The following is a 22,892-nucleotide window of genomic DNA, read 5'->3' on the forward strand; positions in this document are numbered from 1 at the left end:
GAGATGTCTGACGGATGGAAAATGGAGTGACGGCAGCGCCGACGCCGGCGGCCGTTCCCCGGCGATCAGGCGTGGGAGCGCTGCGGCGAGGCCCGGTGGTCCTTCAGCACGTCACCGGCGCGGTCGACCTCGCGCAGGAGGACGTCGTAGCCCCACAGGTCGGCGAGGTGCTGCAGCACGCGCCCGACGTCCTCGGCCTCCAGCAGCATGCGGTTGGCGACCGTATGATGCAGGACGAGCCGGCGGTCCCCCGCGAGGTCGACGTCGACCACCTGGATGTCGGGGTCTGTCCACGCCACGTCGTACTGCCGCGCCAGCGTCGAGCGGATGCGGCGGTAGCCGCGCTCGTCGTGGATCGCCTCCACGCGCAGTTCCTGCTCCTCGCTGTCGTCGAGGACGTGGAAGAGCCGCCACTTGCGGATCAGCGACGGGCTGAGGAACTGCAGCACGAAGCTCTCGTCGCGGTAGTTCGCCCACACGTCGCGCAGCACGCCCTCCGGGTCGCCCTTCCCGGCGAAGTCCGGGAACCACTGGCGGTCCTCCGCGGAGGGGTCGAGGGCGATCCGCTCGATGTCGCTCATCATGGCGAAGCCGAGCGCGTAGGGGTTGATCCCGTTCCAGCGCCGGTCGTTGTAGTTGGGCTGGAACGTGACGTTGGTGTGGGAGTGCAGGAACTGCATGTAGTGGCCGTCGTCGATGCGGCCCTGCTCGTGCAGGCGGTTCATGATCCTGTAGTGCACCCACGTGGCGCAGCCCTCGTTCATGAGCTTGGTCTGGCGCTGCGGGTAGAAGTACTGCGCGATCAGGCGGACGATGCGCAGCACCTCGCGCTGCCATGGCTTCAGGCGGGGCGCGGTCTTCTCGAGGAAGTAGAGGATGTTCTCCTGCGGGAGCTGCAGCAGCGCGCGGCGCATGTCCTCCCGCGTCGGCTCGGCCGCCTCGCGGCCCTTGGCGGGCAGCGTGCGCCACAGGTCGTTGTACATCCGCTCCTCGTGCTGCCGGCGCTCGCGCTCGCGCGCTTCCTCGGTGCGCAGGTCCGGCCGCGACCGGCGCGGATAACGGTGCACGGAGTGGCTCATCAGCGCATGCGCGGCGTCGAGCAGGCGCTCAACCTCCTGGTGCCCATAGCGCTCCTCGCAATCGGCGATGTAGCCCTTGGCGAAGTCGAGGTAGTCGAGGATGCCGTCGGCGTCGGTCCACTGCCGGAAGAGGTAGTTGTTCTTGAAGAAGTGGTTGTGGCCGTACGAGGCGTGCGCGATGACGAGCGCCTGCATCGTCGCCGTGTTCTCCTCCATGATGTAGGTGATGCACGGGTTCGAGTTGATGACGATCTCGTAGGCGAGGTCGCCGTAGCCCTGCCGGTAGATCGACTCGTGCTGCGCGAAGTGCTTGCCGAAGGACCAGTGCTTGTAGAACAGCGGCATGCCTGACGAGGCATAGGCGTCGAGCATCTGCTCGGCCGTGATCACCTCGATCTGGTTCGCGTAGGTGTCGAGGCCCAGCTCGCGCACGGCAATGCGCTCGACCGCCTCGTTGATCCGGCGGATCGTCTCGAAGTCCCAGTCCGCGCCCCGGAAGAGCAGCCCCTCGCCGCTGTCGACCACGGTGCTCACGGAGCGCTCCTTGCGCCCTCGGCGCGCCGCTGGAAGAGTTCGCGGAACACGGGGAAGATGTCGCGGCGGTGGCGCACCTTGCGCATGCCGAACGGGGCGCCGTCATCGCGCAGCGACTCGTAGGTCCGCCACAGGTCGCTGGCGCGGTTGCCGAGGCCGAGCGAGGACGGCTCGTCCTCCGTGCCGACCTCCAGGTAGGCGAAGTACTGGCACACCGGCAGGATGGCGTTCTGCAGCAGGTCCACCGTCCGCTCCTTGTCGTTGGGCGCGTTGTCGCCGTCCGATGCCTGCGCGGCGTAGATGTTCCAGTCGCTCGGGCTGAAGCGCTCGGCGACGATGCGGCGCATCTCCTCGAGGCCCGTCGACACGACGGTGCCCCCCGTCTCCGTGGAGTGGAAGAAGGTGTCCTCGTCGACCTCCGCGGCGACGTGCGTATGGCGGATGAAGACGATCTCCACGTGCTTGTAGCGGCGCTTCAGGAAGATGTAGAGCAGTGCGTAGAAGCGCTTGGCGAGGTCCTTCATCGGCTCCGTCATCGAGCCGGAGACGTCCATCAGGCAGAACATCACCGCCTGCGCGACGGGCCGCGGGTAGGGTGCGAACTGGCGGTAGCGCAGGTCGATCGGGTCGATCCACGGGATGCGCTTTCGGCGTGTGTCCAGCGCCAGGATTAGTGCCTCCAGTTCGGCGAGCTGCGCCGGGTCCCCTCCCTGCTCGCGAAGGTCCGCCGCCTCCGCCTCCAGCGCGCGCAGTTCCTCCGACTTCGGACGCCGCAGGGCGATGCGGCGGGAGAGGCTGTTGCGCATCGTGCGCAGCAAGGCGAGGTTCGCCGGCGAACCCGACACCGAATAGCCGGCGCGGCGCCACTCGACATGCTCGACACCCTCCAGCTTGCGCTTGGCGAGGTCGGGCAGTTCGAGGTCGTCGAGGAACAGGTCGAGAAACTCGTCCTGCGACAGCGCGAAGCGGAAGTCGTCCTCCCCGCCGCCGTCCTCCGAGCCCTGCGAGCCGCCCCGCCCTCCCCCGCCCCCCGGACGGGGAATGGTGTCGCCCTCGACGAACTCACGGTTCCCGGGGAGCACCATGTCCCGCCGCCCGCCGCCGGAGGCCCGGCGCAGCGTCGGCTCGCGCACGCCGTCGCCCGGGATCGTGACGTCGCCGCCCTTCTCCATGTCGCGGATGCCGCGCTCGCGGCTCTGCTCGCGGACCGCGCGGCGCACATAGGCCTGCGCGCGGCGCAGGAAGCGCTGCCTGTTCTCGAGACTCTTGCCCCCTGGATTGAGGCGCCGGTCGACGATGTACATTCACTCGTCCCTGGACACGTCCCTGCGCCCGGCCTCAACCCGCCTGCTTCACCCTCATGTACCATTCCACCAGGCGGCGGACCTGACGCTCCGTGTAGCCGCGGTCCATCATGCGGCGCACGAACTCGCCGTGCTTCTTCTCGCTGTCGCTGTCCTTCTTCGACCCGAAGCTGATCACCGGAAGCAGTTCCTCCACCTGGCTGAACATCCGCTTCTCGATGACCTCGCGCAGCTTCTCGTAGCTCGTCCACGAAGGGTTGCGCCCGCCGTGGCTTGCGCGCGCCCTGAGAGCGAACTTCACGACCTCGTTGCGGAAGTCCTTCGGGTTGGCGATGCCCGCCGGCTTCTCGATCTTCGTCAGCTCCTGGTTGAGGAGTTCGCGGTTCATCAACTGACCCGTGTCCGGGTCCTTGAAATCCACGTCCTCGATCCACGCGTCGGCATAGTCGACGTAGCGGTCGAACAGGTTCTGGCCGTAGTCGTGGTAGCTCTCGAGGTAGGCCTTCTGGATCTCGTGGCCGATGAACTCGGCGTAGCGCGGGGCAAGCTCGCCCTTGAGGAACTCGAGGTAGCGCTTCTCCACCGCCTCGGGCAGCTGCTCGCGGCGGACCGTCTGCTCCAGCACGTACATGAGGTGAACCGGGTCGGCGGCGACCTCAGTCGTGTCGTGGTTGAAGGTGGCCGCCAGCACCTTGAACGCGAAGCGCGTCGAGATGCCGTCCATGCCCTCGTCGACACCGGCGGTGTCCTTGTACTCCTGCAGCGAGCGGGCACGCGGGTCGACCTCGCGCAGGCTCTCGCCGTCATAGACCCGCATCTTCGAGAACACGTTGGAGTTCGCGTGCTCGCGCAGCCGCGACAGCACGGCGAAGCGCGCCAGCATCTCCAGCGTCGCCGGGGCGCAGGGCGCGCCCGCCAGCTCCGACCCCCTGATGAGCTTCTCGTAGATCTTCTGCTCCTCCGTAGCCCGGAGGCAGTAGGGCACCTTGATGACGTAAATGCGGTCGATGAAGGCCTCGTTGTTCTTGTTGGTCTTGAACGACTGCCACTCGGCCTCGTTCGAATGGGCCATCACGATGCCCTGGAAGGGGATCGCGCCGATGTTCTCGGTGCCGACGTAGTTGCCCTCCTGCGTCGCGGTGAGCAGCGGGTGCAGCATCTTGATCGGCGCCTTGAACATCTCGACGAACTCGAGGATGCCCTGGTTGGCTCGGTTGAGGCCGCCCGAATAGCCGTAGGCGTCAGGATCGTTCTGCGAGAGCATCTCCAGCTTGCGGATGTCGACCTTGCCGACGAGCGAGGAGATGTCCTGGTTGTTCTCGTCGCCCGGCTCGGTCTTCGCGATGCCGATCTGGCGCAGGCGCGAGGGACGCAGTTTCACGACGCGGAAGCGCGTGATGTCGCCGCCGAACTCGTCGAGGCGCTTGATGCACCACGGGCTCATGAGACCCGTGAGGCGACGGCGCGGAATGCCGTAGCGGCTCTCCAGCAGGTCGCCCATCTGCTCGGGGTCGAAGAGGCCGAGCGGGCTCTCGAAGATCGGGCTGATCTCGTCTCCGGCCTTGAGGACGTAGATCGGGTGCGTCTCCATGAGCGCCTTGAGGCGCTCCGCCAGCGAGGACTTGCCGCCGCCGACGGGGCCGAGCAGGTAGAGGATCTGCTTGCGCTCCTCGAGTCCCTGAGCGGCGTGGCGGAAGAAGCTGACGATCCGCTCGATCGTCTCCTCCATGCCGAAGAACTCGGAGAAGGCGGGATAGACGCGGATGGTGCGGTTCATGAAGATCCGCCCCAGCCGGGTGTCGCGCGACGTGTCGACGAGCTGCGGCTCGCCGATGGCGGCGAGGATGCGTTCCGCCGCCGAGGCGTACATCATCGGATCGTCGCGGCAGCCCGACAGGTACTCCGCGAGGGACATCTCCTGCTCGCGACGGGACTCGTAGGTCTTCGCGAAGGTGGCGAAGAGGTCAGTCTCCGGAAACATCGTGTTCCTTCCGATTCTGCCCAGCCGACACTAACCGTCCGGGAAGCAAAGGGTTGCGTCAAGTCACACGGCGTAGATTTCGCTTAATTCTCAATGCTTTGGCAGCGCTCGGCGCAGAGTGCTGACATGCTGCGTCCCGATGTGCCGGGGCAGCAGGCAGATGACCATTTCCCGGGCCGGTCGTTGCCCGGTTGTTCATCGCGCTCGGATGCGCGACCTCTTTCGCGCGTCCATCCTCTTCGCAATTATGTCTCCAACGGAGGTCGACAATGGCCCAGTCGCAGATTTCGAATCCCGAATCGGTGATCGCGTTCTGGCGGGAGGCCGGGCCTGAGCGGTGGTTCCGCTCCGACCCCGCATTCGACCAGGCTTGCCGTGACCGATGGATGGCTCTTCACGCCGACGCCGCGGCGGGGCGTCTCGACGACTGGGCGGCGACGCCGGACGGCGCGCTCGCCCTGCTCCTGCTGCTCGACCAGATGCCGCGCAACATGCATCGCGGGACGCCGGCCGCCTACGGCTCAGACCCGGCGGCGGTCCGTGCGGCCCGCGCTGCCCTTGCGCAGGGCTTTCCGTCGCGGGTGGACCCCGCGCTTCGGCGGTTCTTCCACCTGCCGTTCTCCCACTCGGAAGCGCTGGCAGACCAGGACCTGGCGGTATCGCTGGCGGAGGCGTCGGGCGATGCGGACGCGGCGAAGTGGGCCCGTCATCACCGCGACATCGTCGCGCGGTTCGGGCGCTTTCCCCACCGCAACGCCATCCTCGGGCGGGCAAGCACGCCGGAGGAAGTGGAATGGCTGGCCGGCGAAGGGGCCTTCAAGGGCTGACGGGATCAGGCGCCGCTCAAGCGCCGGCGAGATCCTCGCGGGTGATCCAGAATACCTCCGCCTCGCTCTCCTCTGTGTCGAGCCAGAGGAAAGGAAGATCGGGAAAGGCCTCCTCGAGGGCGGGGCGTCCGGTTCCGACCTCGCACAGGATGGCGCCGCCCGGCTTCAGGTGGCCTGTTGCCTGCTCGAGAATGCGCCGCACGATGTCGAGCCCGTCATCGCCGGCCGCGAGCGCCATGCGCGGCTCATGGCGGTACTCCGGCGGCAGCAGGCTCATCGCCTCCGCATCGACATAGGGCGGATTGGTGATGATCAGGTCGTAGAGGCGACCGGAGAGCGGCGCGAATAGGTCGCCGTGACGCAGCGTGACCCTGTCCTCGAGCCCGTGGTCACGGACGTTCTCCGCCGCGACCTGGAGCGCCGGCCCGGACAGGTCGACGGCATCGACGGCAGCGTTCGGGAACAGCATGGCCGCGATGATCGCGAGGCATCCCGATCCCGTGCAGAGGTCGAGCACGTCCTCCACCGCGTCCGGATCGGGCACGAAGTCGTCCTGTCCCAGCACCGCGTCGCCGAGAAGCAGTTCGCCGAGATAGGAGCGGGGGACGATCACGCGTTCGTCGACGCGGAAGGGGATGCCGCGGATGTATGTGCGGCCCAGCAGGTAGGCCGCGGGCTTCCGCGTGGTCACCCGCGCGTGGACCAGCTCGACGAGACGAACCCTCTCGGCGCGCGTGAGCCGCGCGTCAGCGAAGGGATCGAGCCGGTCCACCGGGAGATGCAGCCCCTCGAGGACGATGAAGGCGGCCTCGTCGATCGCGTCGGTCGTGCCGTGGCCGAAGACGAGCTCGGCCTCGCGGAAGCGGCTCACGGCATAGCGCAGCACGTCGCGCACGGTCCGCAGTTCATCGGCGACGGAGGCGGCGGTCGGCAGCGACGTATCCATGGCGGGGCAATCCCGGAGCGAAGCAGTGGTTTCGAGCTGACGGTGCGCACTGTGGCGTCGCGGCCCCGCGGGCGCAACCCGCGGCTACGTTGATCGGCATCAAGGACGACGGGCGTTCTTTTCCTACGATCGCACGAAGGAGGACCGCACGATGTCCCAATCCAATCCCGACAAGCGGAGCTTCGTCAGCTCGATCAGCGCTGCCCTTGCCTCGCTCACCCAGCCCTTCAACGACGAGACGGCGGCGCTCGGGGCGCACGAACTTGACCGGGTGATGCACGAACTCGGCATGACCTGCGCCGATCTCAATCCCGAGAACCCGGACTCCTTCGAGCTCCTGCCGGCGATGCTGGCGCGCCTTGGTCTCGGCTCGCGCTCCGACATCGAGCCCTCGGTCCTGCGCGAGCTGGAGCGCACCTGCAGCCGCTGCACGAACGGCGGCACCTGCCGGACGGCGCTTCGCGAGGCCGGTGCTCCGGATTACGAGGCGTTCTGCAACAACGCCCCCACGCTGGCGACCCTGGAACCGGGCTCGCACGGCTGAGGGTCAGCTGCCGGTGTCCTGGGGTTCACCGGCCGGGCCGACGCGCCCCATGATGTGACGCAGGACGCGGTCGAGCGCGGCAAGATCGTCGGGCGCGATGCCCTCGACGAGGGAATGCTGGTACGACAGCGCGACGGGGATCAGGCCCTCGTAGGTCGAGCGACCGCGCGCGGTCAGCATGAGGAAGGCCTCGCGCCGGTCGGTTTCGTTGGCGCGGCGCACGAGAAGCCCGTGCTCCTCCAGCGAGGTGACGGCGCGCGATACCTTCGCCTTGTGCATGCGGCTGATAAGGCCGATCTCCTTGGCCGTCATCTCGGTGAACTCCCCGAGGCACGCCATCACCCGCCATTCGGGAATCGTGATGCCGAAGCGCTCGGAATAGGCGTGGGCCAGACCTTCCGCCACGCGCTGGGCGGCGACGTTGAGCCGGTATGGGAGGAAGGCGTCGAGCCGAAGCCGCGGCCGGGCCGGACGGGCCGGCGCGGCGGACCGGCCACGCGAGGTTGAGTTTGCGGCCGGTTTCGCCACGATGGACGCACCCCTCCCCTTGCCGGACCTCGGGACACCTGACGCGCCCTCTGCGGCGCCATCCGGCGCCGCGGGGGCGGGAATGTCAATGTCGGGGGCGCTCATGCAACCGCCGGTCGCGGTCGCGGCCGCCACACGAGCCAAGCCATGATCGCCACGTTGATCAGGTTCCAGGCCAGCCCGTTGGCGAAGGCCGCGCGGTAGGAGCCCGTCAGGTCGAAGATGGCGCCCGACAGCCATCCGCCGAGGGCCATGCCGACGAGCGTCGCCATGATCACGACGCCGACCCGCGTGCCTGCCTCCGCCGCCGGGAAGTACTCCCGCACGATGATTGCGTACATCGGCACGATGCCGCCCTGGAACAGGCCGAACAGGGCCGAGATGACGTAGAGCGACGTCAGGCCGTCGAACTGCAGGTAGAGCATCAGCGCGACGCCCTGGAGCGTCGAGCCGAGCAGCAGCGTCTTCACGCCGCCGATCCTGTCGGCGATGAAGCCGGAGGCGAGGCGGCTGATGATGCCGAAGCCCAGCATCAGCGACAGCATCTCGGCGCCGCGGGCAACGCCGTAACCGAGGTCGCCGCAGTAGGCGACGATGTGAACCTGCGGCATCGACATGGCGACGCAGCAGGCCAGCCCTGCGGCGATCAGGAGGGCCTGGAGGACGCGCGGCGGCAGGTCAGCCGCGGTGCCGCCCCCCGAACCCGGCGAAGGACCCGCGGAAGCCGGCACCGGCGGCCGGCGGCGCAGCAGCAGGGCGAGCGGCAACATGAGCACGAGGCAGACGATGCCGATCCCGATCTGGGTCTGCCGCCAGCCCACGGTATGGATGTAGTGCTGGACGATCGGCGGCCACAGCGTGCCGGCGATGTAGTTGCCGCAGGCGCAGATGGCCACGGCGACGCCACGCCGCTTGACGAACCAGCGCGACGCATCGGCGAGCAGCGGTCCGAAGGTCGCGGAACTCCCCAGCGCCCCGATGAGGATGCCGTTGATGATCGCGAACTGCCACAGGTTCGCAGCGTAGCCGGACAGGACATAGCCGAGGCTGAGCGCGACCGCGCCGATGAGCACCGTGACCATGACGCCGTATCGGTCGGCGACGCGTCCCATCACGACACCGCCGCCGGCGAACCCGAGCATGGCGAGCGTGTACGGAAACGACGCCCCGGCCCGGGCGGCGCCGAACTCCTCCTGCACGGCCGGAAGCGCGACGACGACCGACCACATCCCGACGCCGCCCACGGTGCTGATGAGGACGCTGACGCCCAGGCGCATCCAGGCATACCCGCTGTCGGCCTGGCCGGCGGGGAGGGAAGACGAGGAGGACGACATGGAGGCGAATTCCGAAGCTGCGGCGCGCGACGTTAGACCAAGCCGCGCGCCGAGGGAACGCCGCCGGATCAGCCCGGCGGACGAGTCCAGCGCTGCCTGAGGTCCATCAGGTGGGAGACGAGCGACCCGCACAGGCCCAGCGCCACGCCCGGCCAGCCGCCGCCGGTGAGGGCCGTGCGCAGGGCGATCATCAGGAAGACGCCGGAGGCCGTGATCCACAGGAGGTCGCCGGGCGGCACGCCGCCACCCGTCCTGCGGCGCCACAGCGCCAGGGCGACGACCTCCACCGCCATGAAGGCGAGGACGACGTCGACCGCCCGGCCGCTGGCGAAAAAGGCCGCGATGGCGTCGCTCACTGCAGCGAGGGACCGCCTGTCCGGCTCCGGGCGTCGGGATCGACGGCCGGGACGAGGCCCAGCAGGTGACCCATGTCCTTGAAGAATATCTTCACGTGGGCGAGCGGGTCGCGGCGGACCAGCTCCTTGTTCATGTAGCTGTCCCAGGTGAGCTTCTGGACATCCTTGTCCTTGCACATCGAGACGAAACGCTCGCGGCGCTTGTCGCTCGAGTACCAGAAGTACTGCATGATCCCAAGGATCCAGAAGACCCGGCCATGCGCCTTCATGAAGGCCTTGCGGGCGCCAGCGAGGTGGACCGCGTCGCCGGTCGCCAGGAACTTTCGCGCCGCCTCGCCCGCGAGGCGGCCGCTCAGCATCGCGTAGTAGATGCCCTCGCCCGACGCGGGCGCGACGACGCCGGCCGCGTCGCCGACGAGCAGCACGTCGCGGCCATTGTCCCAGCGCTTCAGCGGCTTCAGCGGGATCGGCGCGCCTTCCCGGCGTATCGTCGTGACGCCGTCGAGGCCGGTCAGCTCACGCAGGTCCTTCACCGCGCCGCGCAGCGAGAAGCCCTTGTGCGCGCTGCCGGTGCCGATGCTCATGGTCTCGCCGTGCGGGAAGATCCAGGAGTAGAAGTCGGGCGAGAGACGCCCGTCGTAGTAGACGTCGCAGCGCCGGGGATCGACCGACTCGAGCGCCTGCTGCGGCCACGCAACGATCTCGTGGTAGGCGAAGACGCAGGGAACGCGTTCCGCCCCCGGGATTTCCTTGCGACCCACCGCCGAGCGTGCGCCGTCGGCGCCGATGACGAGGCGTGCGCGCACCTGCTCGCAGGGCTCGTCGTCCGTCGCGCCCCGGGGACGGTAGTGGACCACTGCAGGCCCGCCATGGCCGCGGGTGATCTGCTCGAAGGTGCCGTCCCGTCGCTCGGCGCCCGAGCGTTCGGCCCGGTCGCGCAACCATTCGTCGAAGACGTCGCGGTCGACCATGCCGACATAGCCGCCGCCATCGATGGGCATGTCCACGCGCTGGTCGGACGGCGAGATCATCCGGGCCGCCGTCACGCGCGCGACGAGAAGGTCGTCCGGAATCTCGAAGTCGCGGATGAGCCGGGGCGGAATGGCGCCACCGCAGGGCTTGATGCGCCCTGCCCTGTCGAGCAGCAGCACGTCGTGCCCGGCGCGGGCCAGATCCGTCGCGACGGTGGCGCCCGAGGGGCCTCCGCCGACGACGATGACGTCGTAGATCCTGTCGGCAGCTGCCTGGGTCGCGTTCATGGTGGTCACCCTGCGTGAGATCCGGCCGGGAGGGGCCCGACGCCGGTACGGGCACCGGCGGGCCGCGGGGCCTGTCCGATGCCGAGCGCCAGCACCGCGCCGACGACGAAGAGAGCGGCCTCGCCGAGGAACACGAGCCCGTAGGCTTCGACCGGCGAGGCGATGAAGCGGCGCGCGACGTCGACGGCCACGGCGCCGAGAAGGCCGCCGACCCCGAAGGCGATGGCCTGCGCCGCGCCCCACAGGCCCATCCGCGTGCCTTCGCGCGAGGCCGCGCCCGAACCGGCGAGGCTCATCATCGAGCCGATCGCGGCGACGGCGAAGGCGCCGTTGGCGACACCGAGGAGGAAGACGGAGGCGCGCAGCGGATAGGCCGGGCCGGCAGCCCCGCCGACCGCGATGGCGACGAGCGCCAGGGCCGAGGCGAGACAGCCCCCCACGGTCCACATCCGCAGTGACCCGAGGATCCGTCCCCCGATGGCCGTGGCGCACACGCTGACGAGGATCATTCCGGCGAGAACGCCACCGTGCTGAACCCCGGCGAGGGTGGTGCTGGCTCCTGCCGTCAGCCCGAACACGATGCCCGCGAACGGCTCCAGGATCAGCTCCTGCGCGTTGTAGGCCAGCATCGACACGAAGACGAAGATCGTGAAGCGGCGCGCCTGGGGTTCGCGCCAGACCTCGCGCAGCGCCGTGAGGAACGCCGCCTTCGGCGCGTCCGGCCGCGCCGCCGGGGCGACGCCCTTCTTCTCCACGCCCCACAGGGCGAGGCAGGCGAGGCTGAAGGCGGCGGCCGCGACGGTTCCGGTGACGGCGACGAGTCGCAGGGGGCTGAAGGGGTCGATGAAGCGGCCGGCGAGGGTCGCGGTGATCGCAAGCCCGGCGATCATCATCACCCACACGATCGTCGCCGCGGCGGCGCGGCGTTCAGGCGCCACGTCGGTTGCCAGCAGGGCGAGCACCGACGTTCCCGCCGCACCGACGCCGATGCCCAGCAGCAGGAATGCCAGCACGGCCACGCCCAGTCCGGCCCAGAACATGGTGCCGAGAAGGGCGGTCGAGGCCGCCGCGCCGACCCCGCCGAGGCAGAGCGCGGCCATGCCGCCGATGATCCATGGCGTGCGGCGCCCGCCGACGTCGGATCCGTAGCCCCAGCGCGGACGCAGCACCTGCACCGCATAGTGGAGGGCGACGAGGAGGCCGGGCAGGAGGGCGGGAAGCGCCAGTTCGACGACCATCACGCGGTTGATGGTGGAGGTCATCATGACGACCACCGCGCCCAGCGACATCTGGACGAGGCCCAGGCGCACGATGCCGAGCCAGCCGAGACGCGGGCGGAACACGGGAGCGGTCATCGGCACCTCGGACTTCGGGTCCGCCCGGAGCGGACGGCACGGTGTCGTCGCCGTCGGGTCCTGCCGGGACGGCAGGCGTCGGCACAGCGGCGCCATGAGTGACGCTACGGCTTGACGTTTGGAAGTGTCAAGAATGACTGACAGTCGCAGGGGCGCCGCAGGGCGAGCGGCCCGGGCGTCAGTTGCCCTCGCCGTCCCCGTCGAGATCGCCCAATCCGTAGCGACGCAGCTTGGAATAAAGGCTCTGACGGCTGAGACCGAGCATTTCGGCGGCGGATGCGCGGTTGTCACGCGTGAGTTCGAGGGCCGCCTCGATGCACAGGCGCTCGATCATGTCCGTGGTCTCACGGACCAGATTTTTCAGGGAGACCCGTCCCACGAGCTCGGTGAACTGCTCGACCGAGCGCGGCAGTTCGCGGCCCGCGAGCGGCCCGCCCGTGCGCAGACTGGCCCCTCGGATCGTGAAGCCAAGGCAGGGGCTGTCGCCGCTGCTGACCGAGACGCCGGCCACCTCGACATCCTCGGTGGTGCCGAACTCGCCGCGCAGCACCGTCGAGAACAGCCGCACCGACCCGTGCTCGCGCAAGTTGGCGGAGAGCACGTCCATGTCGATCCCGGGACGGCCGAGCCAGCGGCCGAGCGACTCACCCCGAACCTGCTCCTCGGTGGCGAGTTGAGCCATGTCGAGGAAGGCCGCGTTGGCCGTGAGGATCCGCATCTCGGGATCCGTGACGACGAATCCCTCGGGCAGCCGCTCGACCACCTGCATGACGCCACGGCCGAGCTTGCCGGCCGTGGACGGCGGCCCGGCGACCGGCGTCAGCCGGACCAAGAAGTGCGACGCGCTCTCCTGGCGGAACATCGAGGCCGTGAGCCCGAACTCCGGCCCCCCGGCGAGCGTCGCATGCACATCGTCGACACGACCCGTGACCCGGACCGCGGCGAGCATGGACTGCACCTGCTCGCGGCTCTCCGGTGCGAAGAGCTCCGCGAAAGGCTGGCCGATGACCCGTTTGGCCGAGCGCCCGATCATCTGGTTCGCAGCCGGATTGGCGTCGATGATCCGCTGGCTGGAGGCCTCGACGATCAGCACCGGCTCGGACGCGAGCTGGAACAGCAGGCGGTAGCGGGTCTCGGCGCCGCGAATGCGCGCATATTCCCGCTCCATCGACTGCTGCGCATCGGCGAGGCGCTGCTGCAGCGAAGCCATGACCCGCAAGTCGCGGCCGATGGCGACAACGTCGCCGTCGGGGGCGAGGCGCATTGTCGAATAGCGGACGGGCACGTCGGCGCCGCGCGGCGACGGGTGGTTCACCTGCCGGAGTCGCGACACGCTGCTGGGCGACGCCTCGCGCAGGAGATCCTCGATCTTCGGCCGGCTCTCGACCGTCACGGTCTCGACCCAGGGGCGGCCGACCCACGCGGCATAGCCTTCGCGGCCGAGGTCCTCGCTGCCGAGGGCGACGTCCTTCACCACCCCATGGCGGTCCACGACGACGGCCACGTCCGCGGCCGCCGCAATCAGGACCGCTGCCGCCTCAGGTCCGAGCCCGGCGAGCGATTCCGTCGGCGCCGCGAAGGGCTTGGCCGAGTCGTTGGGAGAGAGAATCTCCATTCCCGTATCGATTTGTTTCGTCGCGCTCTTTCAGCAGGCTCTGGCACGGAGATCAAGCAGGCTTTGTGCCATGACGACTGCGCTGGGCCCATCGGGAGCGGTCGCGTCCGCGCCGATGAGAAGGGCCTTCTCCGGGTATCGGACGAAGTACTCGCCGCCAACGAGAATCCCGATGCCCTCGTTGCGGGAGGCCTTGCGGACCCGCCGGATCGCGGTGGTGAGCGCCTCCAGGCCGACCTCGCAGCTGAGCGAGAAGCCGACGATGGCGTACCAGTCGCGCCGCACCGCGCGCGCGGCGTCGGCATGCGGGTCGGCAGCGTGGGACGCCACGTCCCAGCCCGCCCCGCGGAAAAACTTCTCGACCATCGAGAGACCGAACGTGTGCCGTTCCCCCGGGGCCGCGATCAGCAGGATCCGCCGCGACCCCTCGGGCAGGCGACGGTCGGGGCCCTGGCCTCGCGGCGTCAGCTCCCGCAGGATCTGCTGGAGACGGGTCAGTGCGACCGTCACCTCCATGAAGTCCGCAACGTCCGCCGACCACAGTTCCCCGAGCCTGCGGGCCGCGGGAGCCAGGAGACCGAGGAAGATCGCATCCACCGACGTGCCTTCGGCGCGCAACCGGTCGACGAACGCGAAGGGCCGCGCCGGATCGCGGGACAACACCGCGTCGAGGAACGCGTCGACCTCCGCCATCACCGGCGGCTCGTCGAGCCCCGTCGAAGTCCTGTGAGCCAGCATCAGGCGCGGAATGATCTCCCCCTCGATGACGCTCGAGAGGCGTGACCGCACCGTTTCGGCAAAGTTCTCGTTGTCCGGGAGTCCTAAGGACGCTCCCCGAGGGCCGGACGCCTTCTCGAGAGACGGCCATCCACGTCGTCCGTCGTCTCGCCTGGCATTGTCCATGGGGCCCTCCCGCCCGATGGGTTACGTCACGTTTCGCCTGAGCAACTACACAGGGGAACCCACCATCTCCGATATGCGCCGGGTCAAAGCATACGCCCCAATGGGGGGCCTGAACAGCGCAACCTTGACCCATAGCAAAGCGCATCCGGACGACATTGTAAATCGTTCTTGACGTCAAGTTTGATTGACAGTCGTGGAGAGCGGGTCGTAGAGTCCTGGGCATCGGCGGTCGGGGCGACACCCGGCCGGGGGAGTGGGGCGACATGGTCAAGAAGGAGCACGCCGGAACGCGACCGCTCTATTCGGCCGAGGAACGAGCCCGCCGCGACCGCTCCCCGTGGACGATCGTCCAGGGGATCCTCGCTCCGATCCAGTTCGTGGTGTTCCTGATCAGCCTGGGCCTCGTGCTGCGCTGGCTCGCAACCGGCGAGGGCTACGCCGCGGCGACCGTCTCGGTCGTGATCAAGACGGCGATCCTCTACACGATCATGGTCACCGGAGCGATCTGGGAGAAGGATGTCTTCGGGCAGTACCTCTTCGCCGGCCCCTTCTTCTGGGAAGACGTGGTCAGCATGCTCGTGCTGGCGCTCCACACAGCCTATCTCGCTGCCGTCGCCGGGCACTGGCTCGACCCGCAGGGGCAGATGCTCCTCGCGCTCGTCGCCTACGCGACCTACGTCGTCAACGCCGCGCAGTTCGTCCTGAAGCTGCGCGCGGCGCGGCTCCAGTCGCGCCCGGCCCCCGCCCTCGCCACGGTGGAGCTGGCTCGATGAATGCCCCCCTCGTCACCCGCCCCGACACTGCCGAGGGTTGCACCAACGCCCCCGTGCTGCGGGAGCGTGGTCAGCGCGAAGTGTTCTGCGGTCTGACCGGAATCGTCTGGCTGCACCGCAAGATCCAGGACGCCTTCTTTCTCGTCGTCGGATCGCGCACCTGCGCTCACCTGATCCAGTCCGCCGCCGGCGTGATGATCTTCGCGGAGCCGCGATTCGGGACGGCGATCATCGACGAGCGCGACCTCGCCGGACTCGCCGACATCGACGACGAGCTCGACCGAGTCGTCGGGCGGCTGCTGGACCGGCGTCCCGACATCCGCCTGCTCTTCCTCGTCGGCTCCTGCCCGTCCGAGGTGATCAAGCTCGATCTTTCCCGCGCCGCGGCCCGGCTCTCCGCGCGGGTCGCTCCGCGTGTCCGCGTCCTGAGCTACTCGGGCAGCGGGATCGAGACGACGTTCACGCAGGGCGAGGACGCCTGCCTCGCGGCCCTGGTGCCGGCGCTCCCCGCCGCGACCGAGCAGGCCCCGCCGTCGCTCCTTGTCGTGGGTGCGCTGGCCGACGTGGTGGAGGACCAGTTCGCGCGCCTCTTCGCCGACCTCGGCATCCCCGACGTTCGATTCCTGCCGCCGCGGCGCTCCGGGGACCTGCCGCAGGTCGGGCCAAACACCCTTTATCTGCTGGCACAGCCGTTCCTGACGGACACGGCACGGGCGCTGGAGGAGCGCGGCGCGCGCCGTCTCGACGCGCCCTTCCCCCTCGGCGAGGAGGGGACCACGCTCTGGCTGAAGGCCGCGGCCGACGCCTGGAACGTCCCTGCGGATCGGTTCGAAGCGGTGACCGCGCCCGGCCGCCAGCGTGCCGCCGCGGCGATGGGCCGGCAGCGAGACCGGCTTGCCGGCCGCTCCGTGTTCTTCTTCCCTGACTCGCAGCTGGAGATTCCGCTGGCGCGCGTGCTGTCGCGGGAGCTCGGCGCCCGGCTCGTCGAGGTGGGAACGCCCTACCTGCACCGCCAGCACCTCGCCCGCGAACTCGCCCTGCTGCCTGCCGGCACGATGCTGAGCGAGGGCCAGGACGTGGATCGCCAGCTCGATCGCTGCCGCGCGGCCAACCCGGACCTCGTCGTCTGCGGGCTGGGCCTCGCCAATCCGCTCGAGGCGGATGGCATGACCACCAAGTGGTCGATCGAGCTCCTCTTCACGCCCATCCAGGGCTACGACCAGGCCGGCGACCTCGCCGAACTGTTCGCCCGCCCGCTGGTGCGGCGCACGCGGCTGGAGGTCTGACCATGCAGCTCACGGTCTGGACCTACGAAGGACCTCCCCACGTCGGCGCGATGCGCGTCGCGACCGCGATGAAGGGCCTGCACTACGTGCTGCATGCCCCGCAGGGCGACACCTACGCCGACCTGCTGTTCACGATGATCGAGCGGCGCGACCGTCGCCCGCCGGTGACCTACACCACTTTCCAGGCCCGCGACCTCGGCGGCGACACGGCGGAGCTGTTCAAGACCGCGGCGCGCGACGCCTTCGAGCGTCATCGCCCGGACGCCATGATCGTCGGCGCCTCGTGCACGGCCGAACTCATCCAGGACGATCCGGGCGGCCTCGCCCGCGCCCTCAACCTGCCGGTGCCGGTGATTCCGCTGGAGCTCCCCTCCTACCAGAAGAAGGAGAACTGGGGCGCCGCGGAGACCTTCTACCGGATCGTGCGCACGCTCTGCAGCCCGTCGGCACCGGCTCCGGGCACGATGCGTCCGGCAAGGCCGGCCGACCGCCGGCCGACCTGCAACATCCTCGGCCCGACCGCGCTGGGCTTCCGCCACCGCGACGACGTGACGGAGATCACGCGCCTGCTGGCGCGGCTCGGCGTCGACGTCGCCGTCGTCGCGCCGATGGGCGCCGCGCCTGCGGACGTGGCGCGCCTCGGCGAGGCGGATTTCAACGTCGTGCTCTATCCCGAGACGGGCCTGCCCGCGGCACTCTGGCTGGAGAAGGCCTTCGGCCAGCCCTGCGTGAAGACGGTGCCGATCGGCGTCGGCGCGACGCGCGACTTCGTGGCCGAGGTGGCCCGCGTGGCGGGCGTCGATGCCTCGGCGGTGCTGGACGATCCGGGCACCCGGCTTCCGTGGTACTCGCGCTCGGTCGATTCGACCTACCTCACCGGCAAGCGCGTCTTCATCTTCGGCGACGCGACCCACGCGGTCGCGGCGGCGCGCGTCGCGGCCAAGGAACTCGGCTTCGCCGTCGTCGGCATCGGCACCTACAGCCGCGAGTTCGCCCGCGAGGTGCGCGAGGCCGCCGCGCTCTACGGCGCAGAGGCGATCGTCACCGACGACTACCTCGAGGTGGAGGAGCGCGTCGCGGCGCTGCAGCCCGAGCTGGTGCTCGGCACGCAGATGGAACGCCACATCGCCAAGCGGCTCGGCGTTCCCTGCGCCGTCATCTCCGCGCCGGTCCACGTGCAGGACTTCCCGGCCCGCTACTCGCCCCAGATGGGGTTCGAGGGCGCCAACGTGCTCTTCGACACCTGGGTCCATCCGCTGATGATGGGCCTCGAGGAGCATCTGCTGACGATGTTCCGCGACGACCATGAATTCCACGACGACGCCGCGCCCTCGCACCTCGGCCACGGGCCGCGCGCGAACGGCACCACGGCCTCGCACGAACCCCCACTTGCGGCGGGAGCAACCCCAACTCCGTCCCCGGCTCCCGCCGCCTCTCTCCTGACCGTCCCCCCTGCCACGCAGACTCACGCGCCGATCCAGCTGAACTGGGCGGTCGATGCCGAGAAGGAACTGAAGAAGATCCCGTTCTTCGTGCGCGGCAAGGCCCGCACCAACACGGAACGGTTTGCAAGGGAGCGCGGCGTCGCGCTCATCACCGTCGAGACCCTGTACGATGCCAAGGCCTATTTCGGGCGCTGAGCAGACCCCGCTGCGCGTCGCCATCATCACGATGGATACGCATCTCGCCGGAACGGTCCGGCGGGCGGAGCGCGCCTTGCGCAAGGACCTGCCTGGCCTGGTGGTCAGCCTCCATGCCGCATCGGAATGGGGTGACGACGGTTGCAGCCTCGACCGGTGCCTCGCCGACATCGCTTCCGCCGACATCGTGCTCGCCGCGATGCTGTTCCTCGAAGATCACTTCCAGCCCGTGCTGCCAGCCCTTCAGGCCCGGCGCGACCGCTGCGACGCGATGGTGTGCATCCTCTCGGCCGGAGAGGTGACCCGCCTCACGCGCATGGGCGGCTTCACCACCGACGGCCGCCAGGGCGGCGCGATGGGCCTGCTGCGCAAGCTGCGCGGCAAGAAGGAAGAGGGCAAGCCTGCCGGCGAGGCGCAGATGAAGATGCTGCGCCGCCTGCCGAAGATCCTGCGCTTCATCCCCGGCGCGGCGCAGGACGCGCGCGCCTGGTTCCTGACCCTGCAGTACTGGCTCGCCGGCACCGACGACAATGTCGCGAACATGCTGCGCATGCTCGTCGAGCGCTACGCCGACGGCCCGCGCAGGCCGCTGCGCGGTCTCGTCCATGCGGCGGCTCCGGTCGAGTATCCCGAGGTCGGCGTCTACCACCCGCGCGCCAAGGGCCGCATCGGGACCGACGCGGCGAAGCTGCCGGCGGGCGGCAGCAAGGGCACCGTGGGGGTGCTGGTGCTGCGCTCCTACGTGCTGGCCGGCAACGCGGGGCACTACGACGGCGTGCTCGCGGCATTGGAAGCTCGCGGTCTCACGGTGATCCCGGCCTTCGCGAGCGGCCTCGACGCGCGTCCCGCGATCGAACGCTACTTCATGAAGGACGGCCGCCCGACGGTGGACGCGCTCGTCTCCCTCACCGGTTTCTCGCTGGTCGGCGGTCCCGCCTACAACGACGCCGCCGCAGCCGAAGAGGTGCTGGCCCGTCTCGACGTACCCTACGTCGCCGCGCATCCGGCTGAACTGCAGACGCTGGAGCAGTGGGCAGCCTCCGAGCGCGGCCTGCTCCCCGTCGAGGCGACGATCATGGTCGCCATTCCGGAGCTCGACGGCGCGACCGGGCTCAGCGTCTTCGGCGGACGCTCCGACAAGGCGGGTGTCGCCTGCACCGGCTGCGACCGGTCCTGCCGTTTCGAGGCGGGCGCGGACGACCGCAACATGCAGGCCTGCCCGGACCGCGCCGAGGCGCTTGCCGCGCGCGTCGCCAAGCTCGTTGCGCTGCGCCGCAGCCGGCACGCCGAGCGCAAGCTCGCGATCGTGCTGTTCAACTTCCCGCCGAACGCGGGCAACACGGGCACGGCCGCCTTCCTGTCGGTGTTCGAGTCGCTCTACCGCACGCTGGGCGCGCTGGCGCGCGACGGATACACGGTGGAGTTGCCCGAGAGCGTCGACGACCTGCGTCGCCGCATCATCGACGGCAACCGCGAGCGGATGGGCAGCCACGCCAATGTCCATGCCCGCATCCCCGCCGCCGATCATGTCCGTCGCGAGCGCTTCCTGCGCGAGATCGAGGGCCAGTGGGGTCCGGCCCCCGGTCGTCATCAGAGCGACGGTTCCTCGATCTTCGTGCTCGGCGCGCAGTTCGGGAACGTGTTCGTGGGCGTGCAGCCCGCCTTCGGCTATGAGGGCGACCCGATGCGGCTGCTGTTCGAGCGGGGTTTCTCGCCGACGCACGCCTTCTCGGCCTTCTACCGCTGGATCCGCGAGGACTTCGGCGCCCACGCCGTGCTCCACTTCGGCACCCATGGGGCGCTCGAGTTCATGCCCGGCAAGCAGGTGGGCCTGTCGGCGCGCGACTGGCCGGAGCGGCTGATCGGCGACCTGCCGAACCTCTACCTCTATGCCGCGAACAACCCGTCCGAGGGCGCCATCGCGAAGCGCCGCGCCGGCGCCACGCTGATCAGCTACATGACGCCGCCGATCGCGCATGCCGGCCTCTATCGCGGCCTGCTCGACCTGAAGGCATCGATCGAGCGCTGGCGGCAGACCGACCCCGCCCTCATCGAGGAGCGCGCGCGGCTCGCCGAGCTCGTGCAGGCGCAGGCCGCCGCGGTCGATCTCGCGGCGGCCGAACCGGCCTGGGGCGAAGACAGCGAACGCCACGTCGTCGACCTGGCCCATGCCGTCCTGGAGCTCGAATACACGCTCATTCCGCACGGCCTGCACGTCGTGGGACAGGAACTCTCGGTCGCCGAGCGCGTCGACATGCTCGCCGCCGTCGCCGAGGCGTCTCACGGCGTGCGGCCCCAGCGCCCGGTGCTGGAGGCCCTCGTCGCGGGCGCCTCCTCGACCGAGGCGAACGCCCGGGCCGGCTCGGGAGACGTCGTGCCGGTGCCGGTGCTCGACGAACTCGCCCGCACCAGCGCGCTGCTGGCGCAGGACCACGAGGTTCCCGCCATCCTGCGTGCGCTCGACGCGCGCTTCATCCGCCCCGCTCCGGGCGGCGACCTGGTCCGCACCCCGGCTGTGCTGCCCACCGGGCGCAACCTGCACGGGTTCGACCCGTTCCGTATTCCCAGTTCCTTCGCGCTGGTGTCGGGCGCGCGGCAGGCCGAGCGGCTGATCGAGCGGCACATGGCCGACGGGCAGGCGTTCCCCGAGTCGGTCGCAGTCGTGCTGTGGGGCACCGACAACATGAAGACCGAGGGCGGCCCGATCGCCCAGGCGCTGGCGCTGATCGGCGCCCGTCCCCGGTTCGACGGCTACGGGCGCCTGGCCGGCGCCGAGCTGGTGCCGCTGGCCGCGCTCGGGCGCCCGCGCATCGACGTCGTCGTGACGCTGTCGGGCATCTTCCGCGACCTGCTGCCACTGCAGATCAAGCTCCTGGCCGAGGCGTGCTTCCTCGCCGCCAGCGCCGACGAGCCGGTCGAGGAGAACTTCGTGCGCAAGCACGCCCTCGCCTACCAGGCCGAGCATGGCTGCGACTTCGAGACGGCCGCTCTGCGCGTCTTCGGCAATGCCGACGGCGCCTATGGATCCAACGTCAATCACCTCGTCGAGAACGGCGGGTGGGACGACGAGGACGAGCTCGCCGAGACCTACACGCGTCGGAAGAGCTTCGCCTTCGGCCGCACCGGAAAGCCCAGCTGCCAGGCCGGCCTGCTGAAGAGCGTTCTCGCCGATGTCGACCTCGCCTATCAGAACCTCGACTCGGTCGAGCTCGGCGTCACGTCGATCGACCAGTACTTCGACACGCTCGGCGGCATCAGCCGCGCCGTGAAACGCGCTCGCGGCGACGCGGCACCGGTCTACATCGGCGACCAGACGCGCGGCGACGGCGTGGTGCGCACGCTCGGCGAGCAGGTCGCGCTGGAAACCCGCACCCGCATGCTCAACCCCAAGTGGTACGAGGGCATGCTGAGCCACGGCTACGAGGGCGTGCGCCAGATCGAGGAGCACGTGCGCAACACCATGGGCTGGTCGGCGACGACCGGCGAGGTGCAGCCCTGGGTCTACCAGCAGCTGACGCAGACCTACGTGCTCGACGAGCAGATGCGCGAGCGGCTCGCCGCGCTCAACCCGACCGCTTCGGCCAAGGTCGCCAACCGCCTCATCGAGGCGCACCAGCGCGGCTACTGGACCCCTGACGACACCATGCTCGATGCGCTCATGCGTGCGGGCGAGGAGCTGGAAGACCGGCTCGAAGGCATCACCGCGGAGGCAGCAGCATGAACATCCCGATCCGGGCGGGCGTCCCCCGTCGCCCCGAGGGCAGCATGCAGGTGGAGATGGACCCCACCCTGAAGATCGACACCGCCAAGGTGTTCGCGGTCTACGGGAAGGGGGGCATCGGCAAGAGCACGACGTCGTCCAACCTGTCGGTCGCCTTCGCCAAGCTCGGCAAGCGCGTGCTGCAGATCGGCTGCGATCCCAAGCACGACTCGACCTTCACGCTCACGAAGCGCCTCGTGCCGACCGTGATCGACGCGCTGGAAAGCGTGCAGTTCCACTCCGAGGAGCTGCGTCCCGAGGACTTCGTCGTCGAGGGCTATGCCGGCGTGATGTGCGTGGAGGCCGGCGGCCCGCCGGCCGGCACCGGCTGCGGCGGCTACGTCGTCGGCCAGACGGTGAAGCTCCTCAAGGAGCATCATCTGCTGGAAGACACCGACGTCGTCATCTTCGACGTGCTCGGCGACGTCGTGTGCGGCGGCTTCGCCGCACCGCTCCAGCACGCAGACCGCGGGCTGATCGTCACCGCGAACGATTTCGACTCAATCTTCGCGATGAACCGCATCGTCGCGGCGATCCACGCCAAGGCGAAGAACTACAACGTCCGCCTCGGCGGCGTCATCGCCAACCGCAGCGCCGGCACCGACCAGATCGACCGCTTCAACGCCGCCGTCGGCCTGCAGCGGCTCGCCCACTTCCCGGATCTCGATGCGGTGCGGCGAAGCCGGCTGAAGAAATCGACGCTTTTCGAGATGGACGAGACGCCTGAGCTGACGGCCGTGAAGGCCGAGTACATGCAGCTCGCCGAGCGTCTGTGGAGCGGCGTGGACGAGTGCGAGGCCAAGCCGATGAAGGACCGCGACCTCTTCGAGTTCCTGGGCTTCGACTGAGCGAACGGAGAGCGGGACAG

18 protein-coding genes are annotated in these 22,892 nt (G+C 69.5%); 7 read left to right on the plus strand and 11 right to left on the minus strand.

Features of this window, described 5'->3' with window-relative positions; translation table 11 throughout:
* Positions 1–65: 65 nt before the first annotated feature.
* From ACX9GQ_RS09155 to ACX9GQ_RS09165, 3 genes are read right to left on the minus strand one after another with little or no spacing between them, the layout of a single operon-like run.
* Entirely contained in the window at positions 66–1,613 is a 1,548-nt protein-coding gene (locus ACX9GQ_RS09155) for a SpoVR family protein (protein WP_459629213.1), read from the minus strand.
* Positions 1,610–2,917 (minus strand): YeaH/YhbH family protein, encoded by a 1,308-nt coding sequence (locus ACX9GQ_RS09160; RefSeq protein WP_459629214.1) that lies wholly within the window; start codon positions 2,915–2,917, stop codon positions 1,610–1,612. Before ACX9GQ_RS09160 ends, ACX9GQ_RS09155 begins: the two co-directional genes overlap by 4 nt.
* A 34-nt stretch (positions 2,918–2,951) precedes the next feature.
* Positions 2,952–4,898, minus strand: a complete 1,947-nt coding sequence (locus tag ACX9GQ_RS09165; protein ID WP_459629215.1) for a PrkA family serine protein kinase — start codon at positions 4,896–4,898, stop codon at positions 2,952–2,954.
* Between the two features lie 269 nt (positions 4,899–5,167).
* On the opposite strand from ACX9GQ_RS09165, the gene ACX9GQ_RS09170 reads away from it, so the two are divergent.
* Positions 5,168–5,725 carry a DUF924 family protein gene (locus ACX9GQ_RS09170; RefSeq protein WP_459629216.1) on the plus strand — a complete coding sequence of 186 codons (558 nt, stop codon included), beginning with the start codon at positions 5,168–5,170 and terminating at the stop codon, positions 5,723–5,725.
* A 16-nt stretch (positions 5,726–5,741) separates the two neighbouring features.
* Here the strand turns inward: ACX9GQ_RS09170 and prmB are convergent, their stop codons facing one another.
* On the minus strand, positions 5,742–6,671 hold the full coding sequence (gene prmB, locus ACX9GQ_RS09175; protein ID WP_459629217.1) for a 50S ribosomal protein L3 N(5)-glutamine methyltransferase: 930 nt from the start codon (positions 6,669–6,671) through the stop codon (positions 5,742–5,744).
* A gap of 151 nt (positions 6,672–6,822) precedes the next feature.
* Here prmB and ACX9GQ_RS09180 point away from each other — a divergent pair, with 151 nt between their 5' ends.
* Positions 6,823–7,215, plus strand: coding sequence for a DUF6455 family protein (locus ACX9GQ_RS09180; RefSeq protein ID WP_459629218.1), 393 nt, complete (start codon positions 6,823–6,825; stop codon positions 7,213–7,215).
* A 3-nt stretch (positions 7,216–7,218) separates the two neighbouring features.
* Here the strand turns inward: ACX9GQ_RS09180 and ACX9GQ_RS09185 are convergent, their stop codons facing one another.
* The 7 genes from ACX9GQ_RS09185 to ACX9GQ_RS09215 all read right to left on the minus strand — a co-directional run bounded on the left by ACX9GQ_RS09185 (position 7,219) and on the right by ACX9GQ_RS09215 (position 14,451).
* Positions 7,219–7,743 (minus strand): MarR family winged helix-turn-helix transcriptional regulator, encoded by a 525-nt coding sequence (locus tag ACX9GQ_RS09185; RefSeq protein WP_459629219.1) that lies wholly within the window; start codon positions 7,741–7,743, stop codon positions 7,219–7,221.
* Between the two features lie 101 nt (positions 7,744–7,844).
* Complete coding sequence (locus tag ACX9GQ_RS09190; RefSeq protein WP_459629220.1) at positions 7,845–9,077, minus strand: MFS transporter; 1,233 nt, start codon at positions 9,075–9,077, stop codon at positions 7,845–7,847.
* A 68-nt stretch (positions 9,078–9,145) separates the two neighbouring features.
* Entirely contained in the window at positions 9,146–9,433 is a 288-nt protein-coding gene (locus tag ACX9GQ_RS09195) for a hypothetical protein (protein WP_459629221.1), read from the minus strand.
* Positions 9,430–10,692, minus strand: a complete 1,263-nt coding sequence (locus ACX9GQ_RS09200; RefSeq protein WP_459629222.1) for a geranylgeranyl diphosphate reductase — start codon at positions 10,690–10,692, stop codon at positions 9,430–9,432. Before ACX9GQ_RS09200 ends, ACX9GQ_RS09195 begins: the two co-directional genes overlap by 4 nt.
* Positions 10,693–10,697: 5 nt before the next feature.
* Positions 10,698–12,047, minus strand: a complete 1,350-nt coding sequence (locus ACX9GQ_RS09205) for a BCD family MFS transporter (RefSeq protein ID WP_459629223.1) — start codon at positions 12,045–12,047, stop codon at positions 10,698–10,700.
* Positions 12,048–12,225: 178 nt separating this feature from the next.
* Complete coding sequence (ppsR, locus tag ACX9GQ_RS09210; RefSeq protein ID WP_459629224.1) at positions 12,226–13,662, minus strand: transcriptional regulator PpsR; 1,437 nt, start codon at positions 13,660–13,662, stop codon at positions 12,226–12,228.
* A gap of 30 nt (positions 13,663–13,692) precedes the next feature.
* Positions 13,693–14,451, minus strand: coding sequence for a cobalamin B12-binding domain-containing protein (locus ACX9GQ_RS09215; protein ID WP_459629225.1), 759 nt, complete (start codon positions 14,449–14,451; stop codon positions 13,693–13,695).
* Positions 14,452–14,828: 377 nt separating this feature from the next.
* Here ACX9GQ_RS09215 and bchF point away from each other — a divergent pair, with 377 nt between their 5' ends.
* From bchF to bchL, 5 genes are read left to right on the plus strand one after another with little or no spacing between them, the layout of a single operon-like run.
* On the plus strand, positions 14,829–15,338 hold the full coding sequence (bchF, locus tag ACX9GQ_RS09220; RefSeq protein WP_459629226.1) for a 2-vinyl bacteriochlorophyllide hydratase: 510 nt from the start codon (positions 14,829–14,831) through the stop codon (positions 15,336–15,338).
* Positions 15,335–16,624 (plus strand): ferredoxin:protochlorophyllide reductase (ATP-dependent) subunit N, encoded by a 1,290-nt coding sequence (locus ACX9GQ_RS09225; protein WP_459629227.1) that lies wholly within the window; start codon positions 15,335–15,337, stop codon positions 16,622–16,624. Before bchF ends, ACX9GQ_RS09225 begins: the two co-directional genes overlap by 4 nt.
* A gap of 2 nt (positions 16,625–16,626) precedes the next feature.
* On the plus strand, positions 16,627–18,264 hold the full coding sequence (bchB, locus tag ACX9GQ_RS09230; RefSeq protein WP_459629228.1) for a ferredoxin:protochlorophyllide reductase (ATP-dependent) subunit B: 1,638 nt from the start codon (positions 16,627–16,629) through the stop codon (positions 18,262–18,264).
* Positions 18,239–21,985, plus strand: coding sequence for a magnesium chelatase subunit H (locus tag ACX9GQ_RS09235; RefSeq protein ID WP_459629229.1), 3,747 nt, complete (start codon positions 18,239–18,241; stop codon positions 21,983–21,985). The genes bchB and ACX9GQ_RS09235 overlap by 26 nt, the downstream gene beginning before the upstream one ends.
* Positions 21,982–22,872, plus strand: a complete 891-nt coding sequence (bchL, locus tag ACX9GQ_RS09240) for a ferredoxin:protochlorophyllide reductase (ATP-dependent) iron-sulfur ATP-binding protein (RefSeq protein WP_459629230.1) — start codon at positions 21,982–21,984, stop codon at positions 22,870–22,872. Before ACX9GQ_RS09235 ends, bchL begins: the two co-directional genes overlap by 4 nt.
* Positions 22,873–22,892: the final 20 nt, after the last annotated feature.

This window comes from Alsobacter sp. R-9 (genome assembly GCF_054612375.1).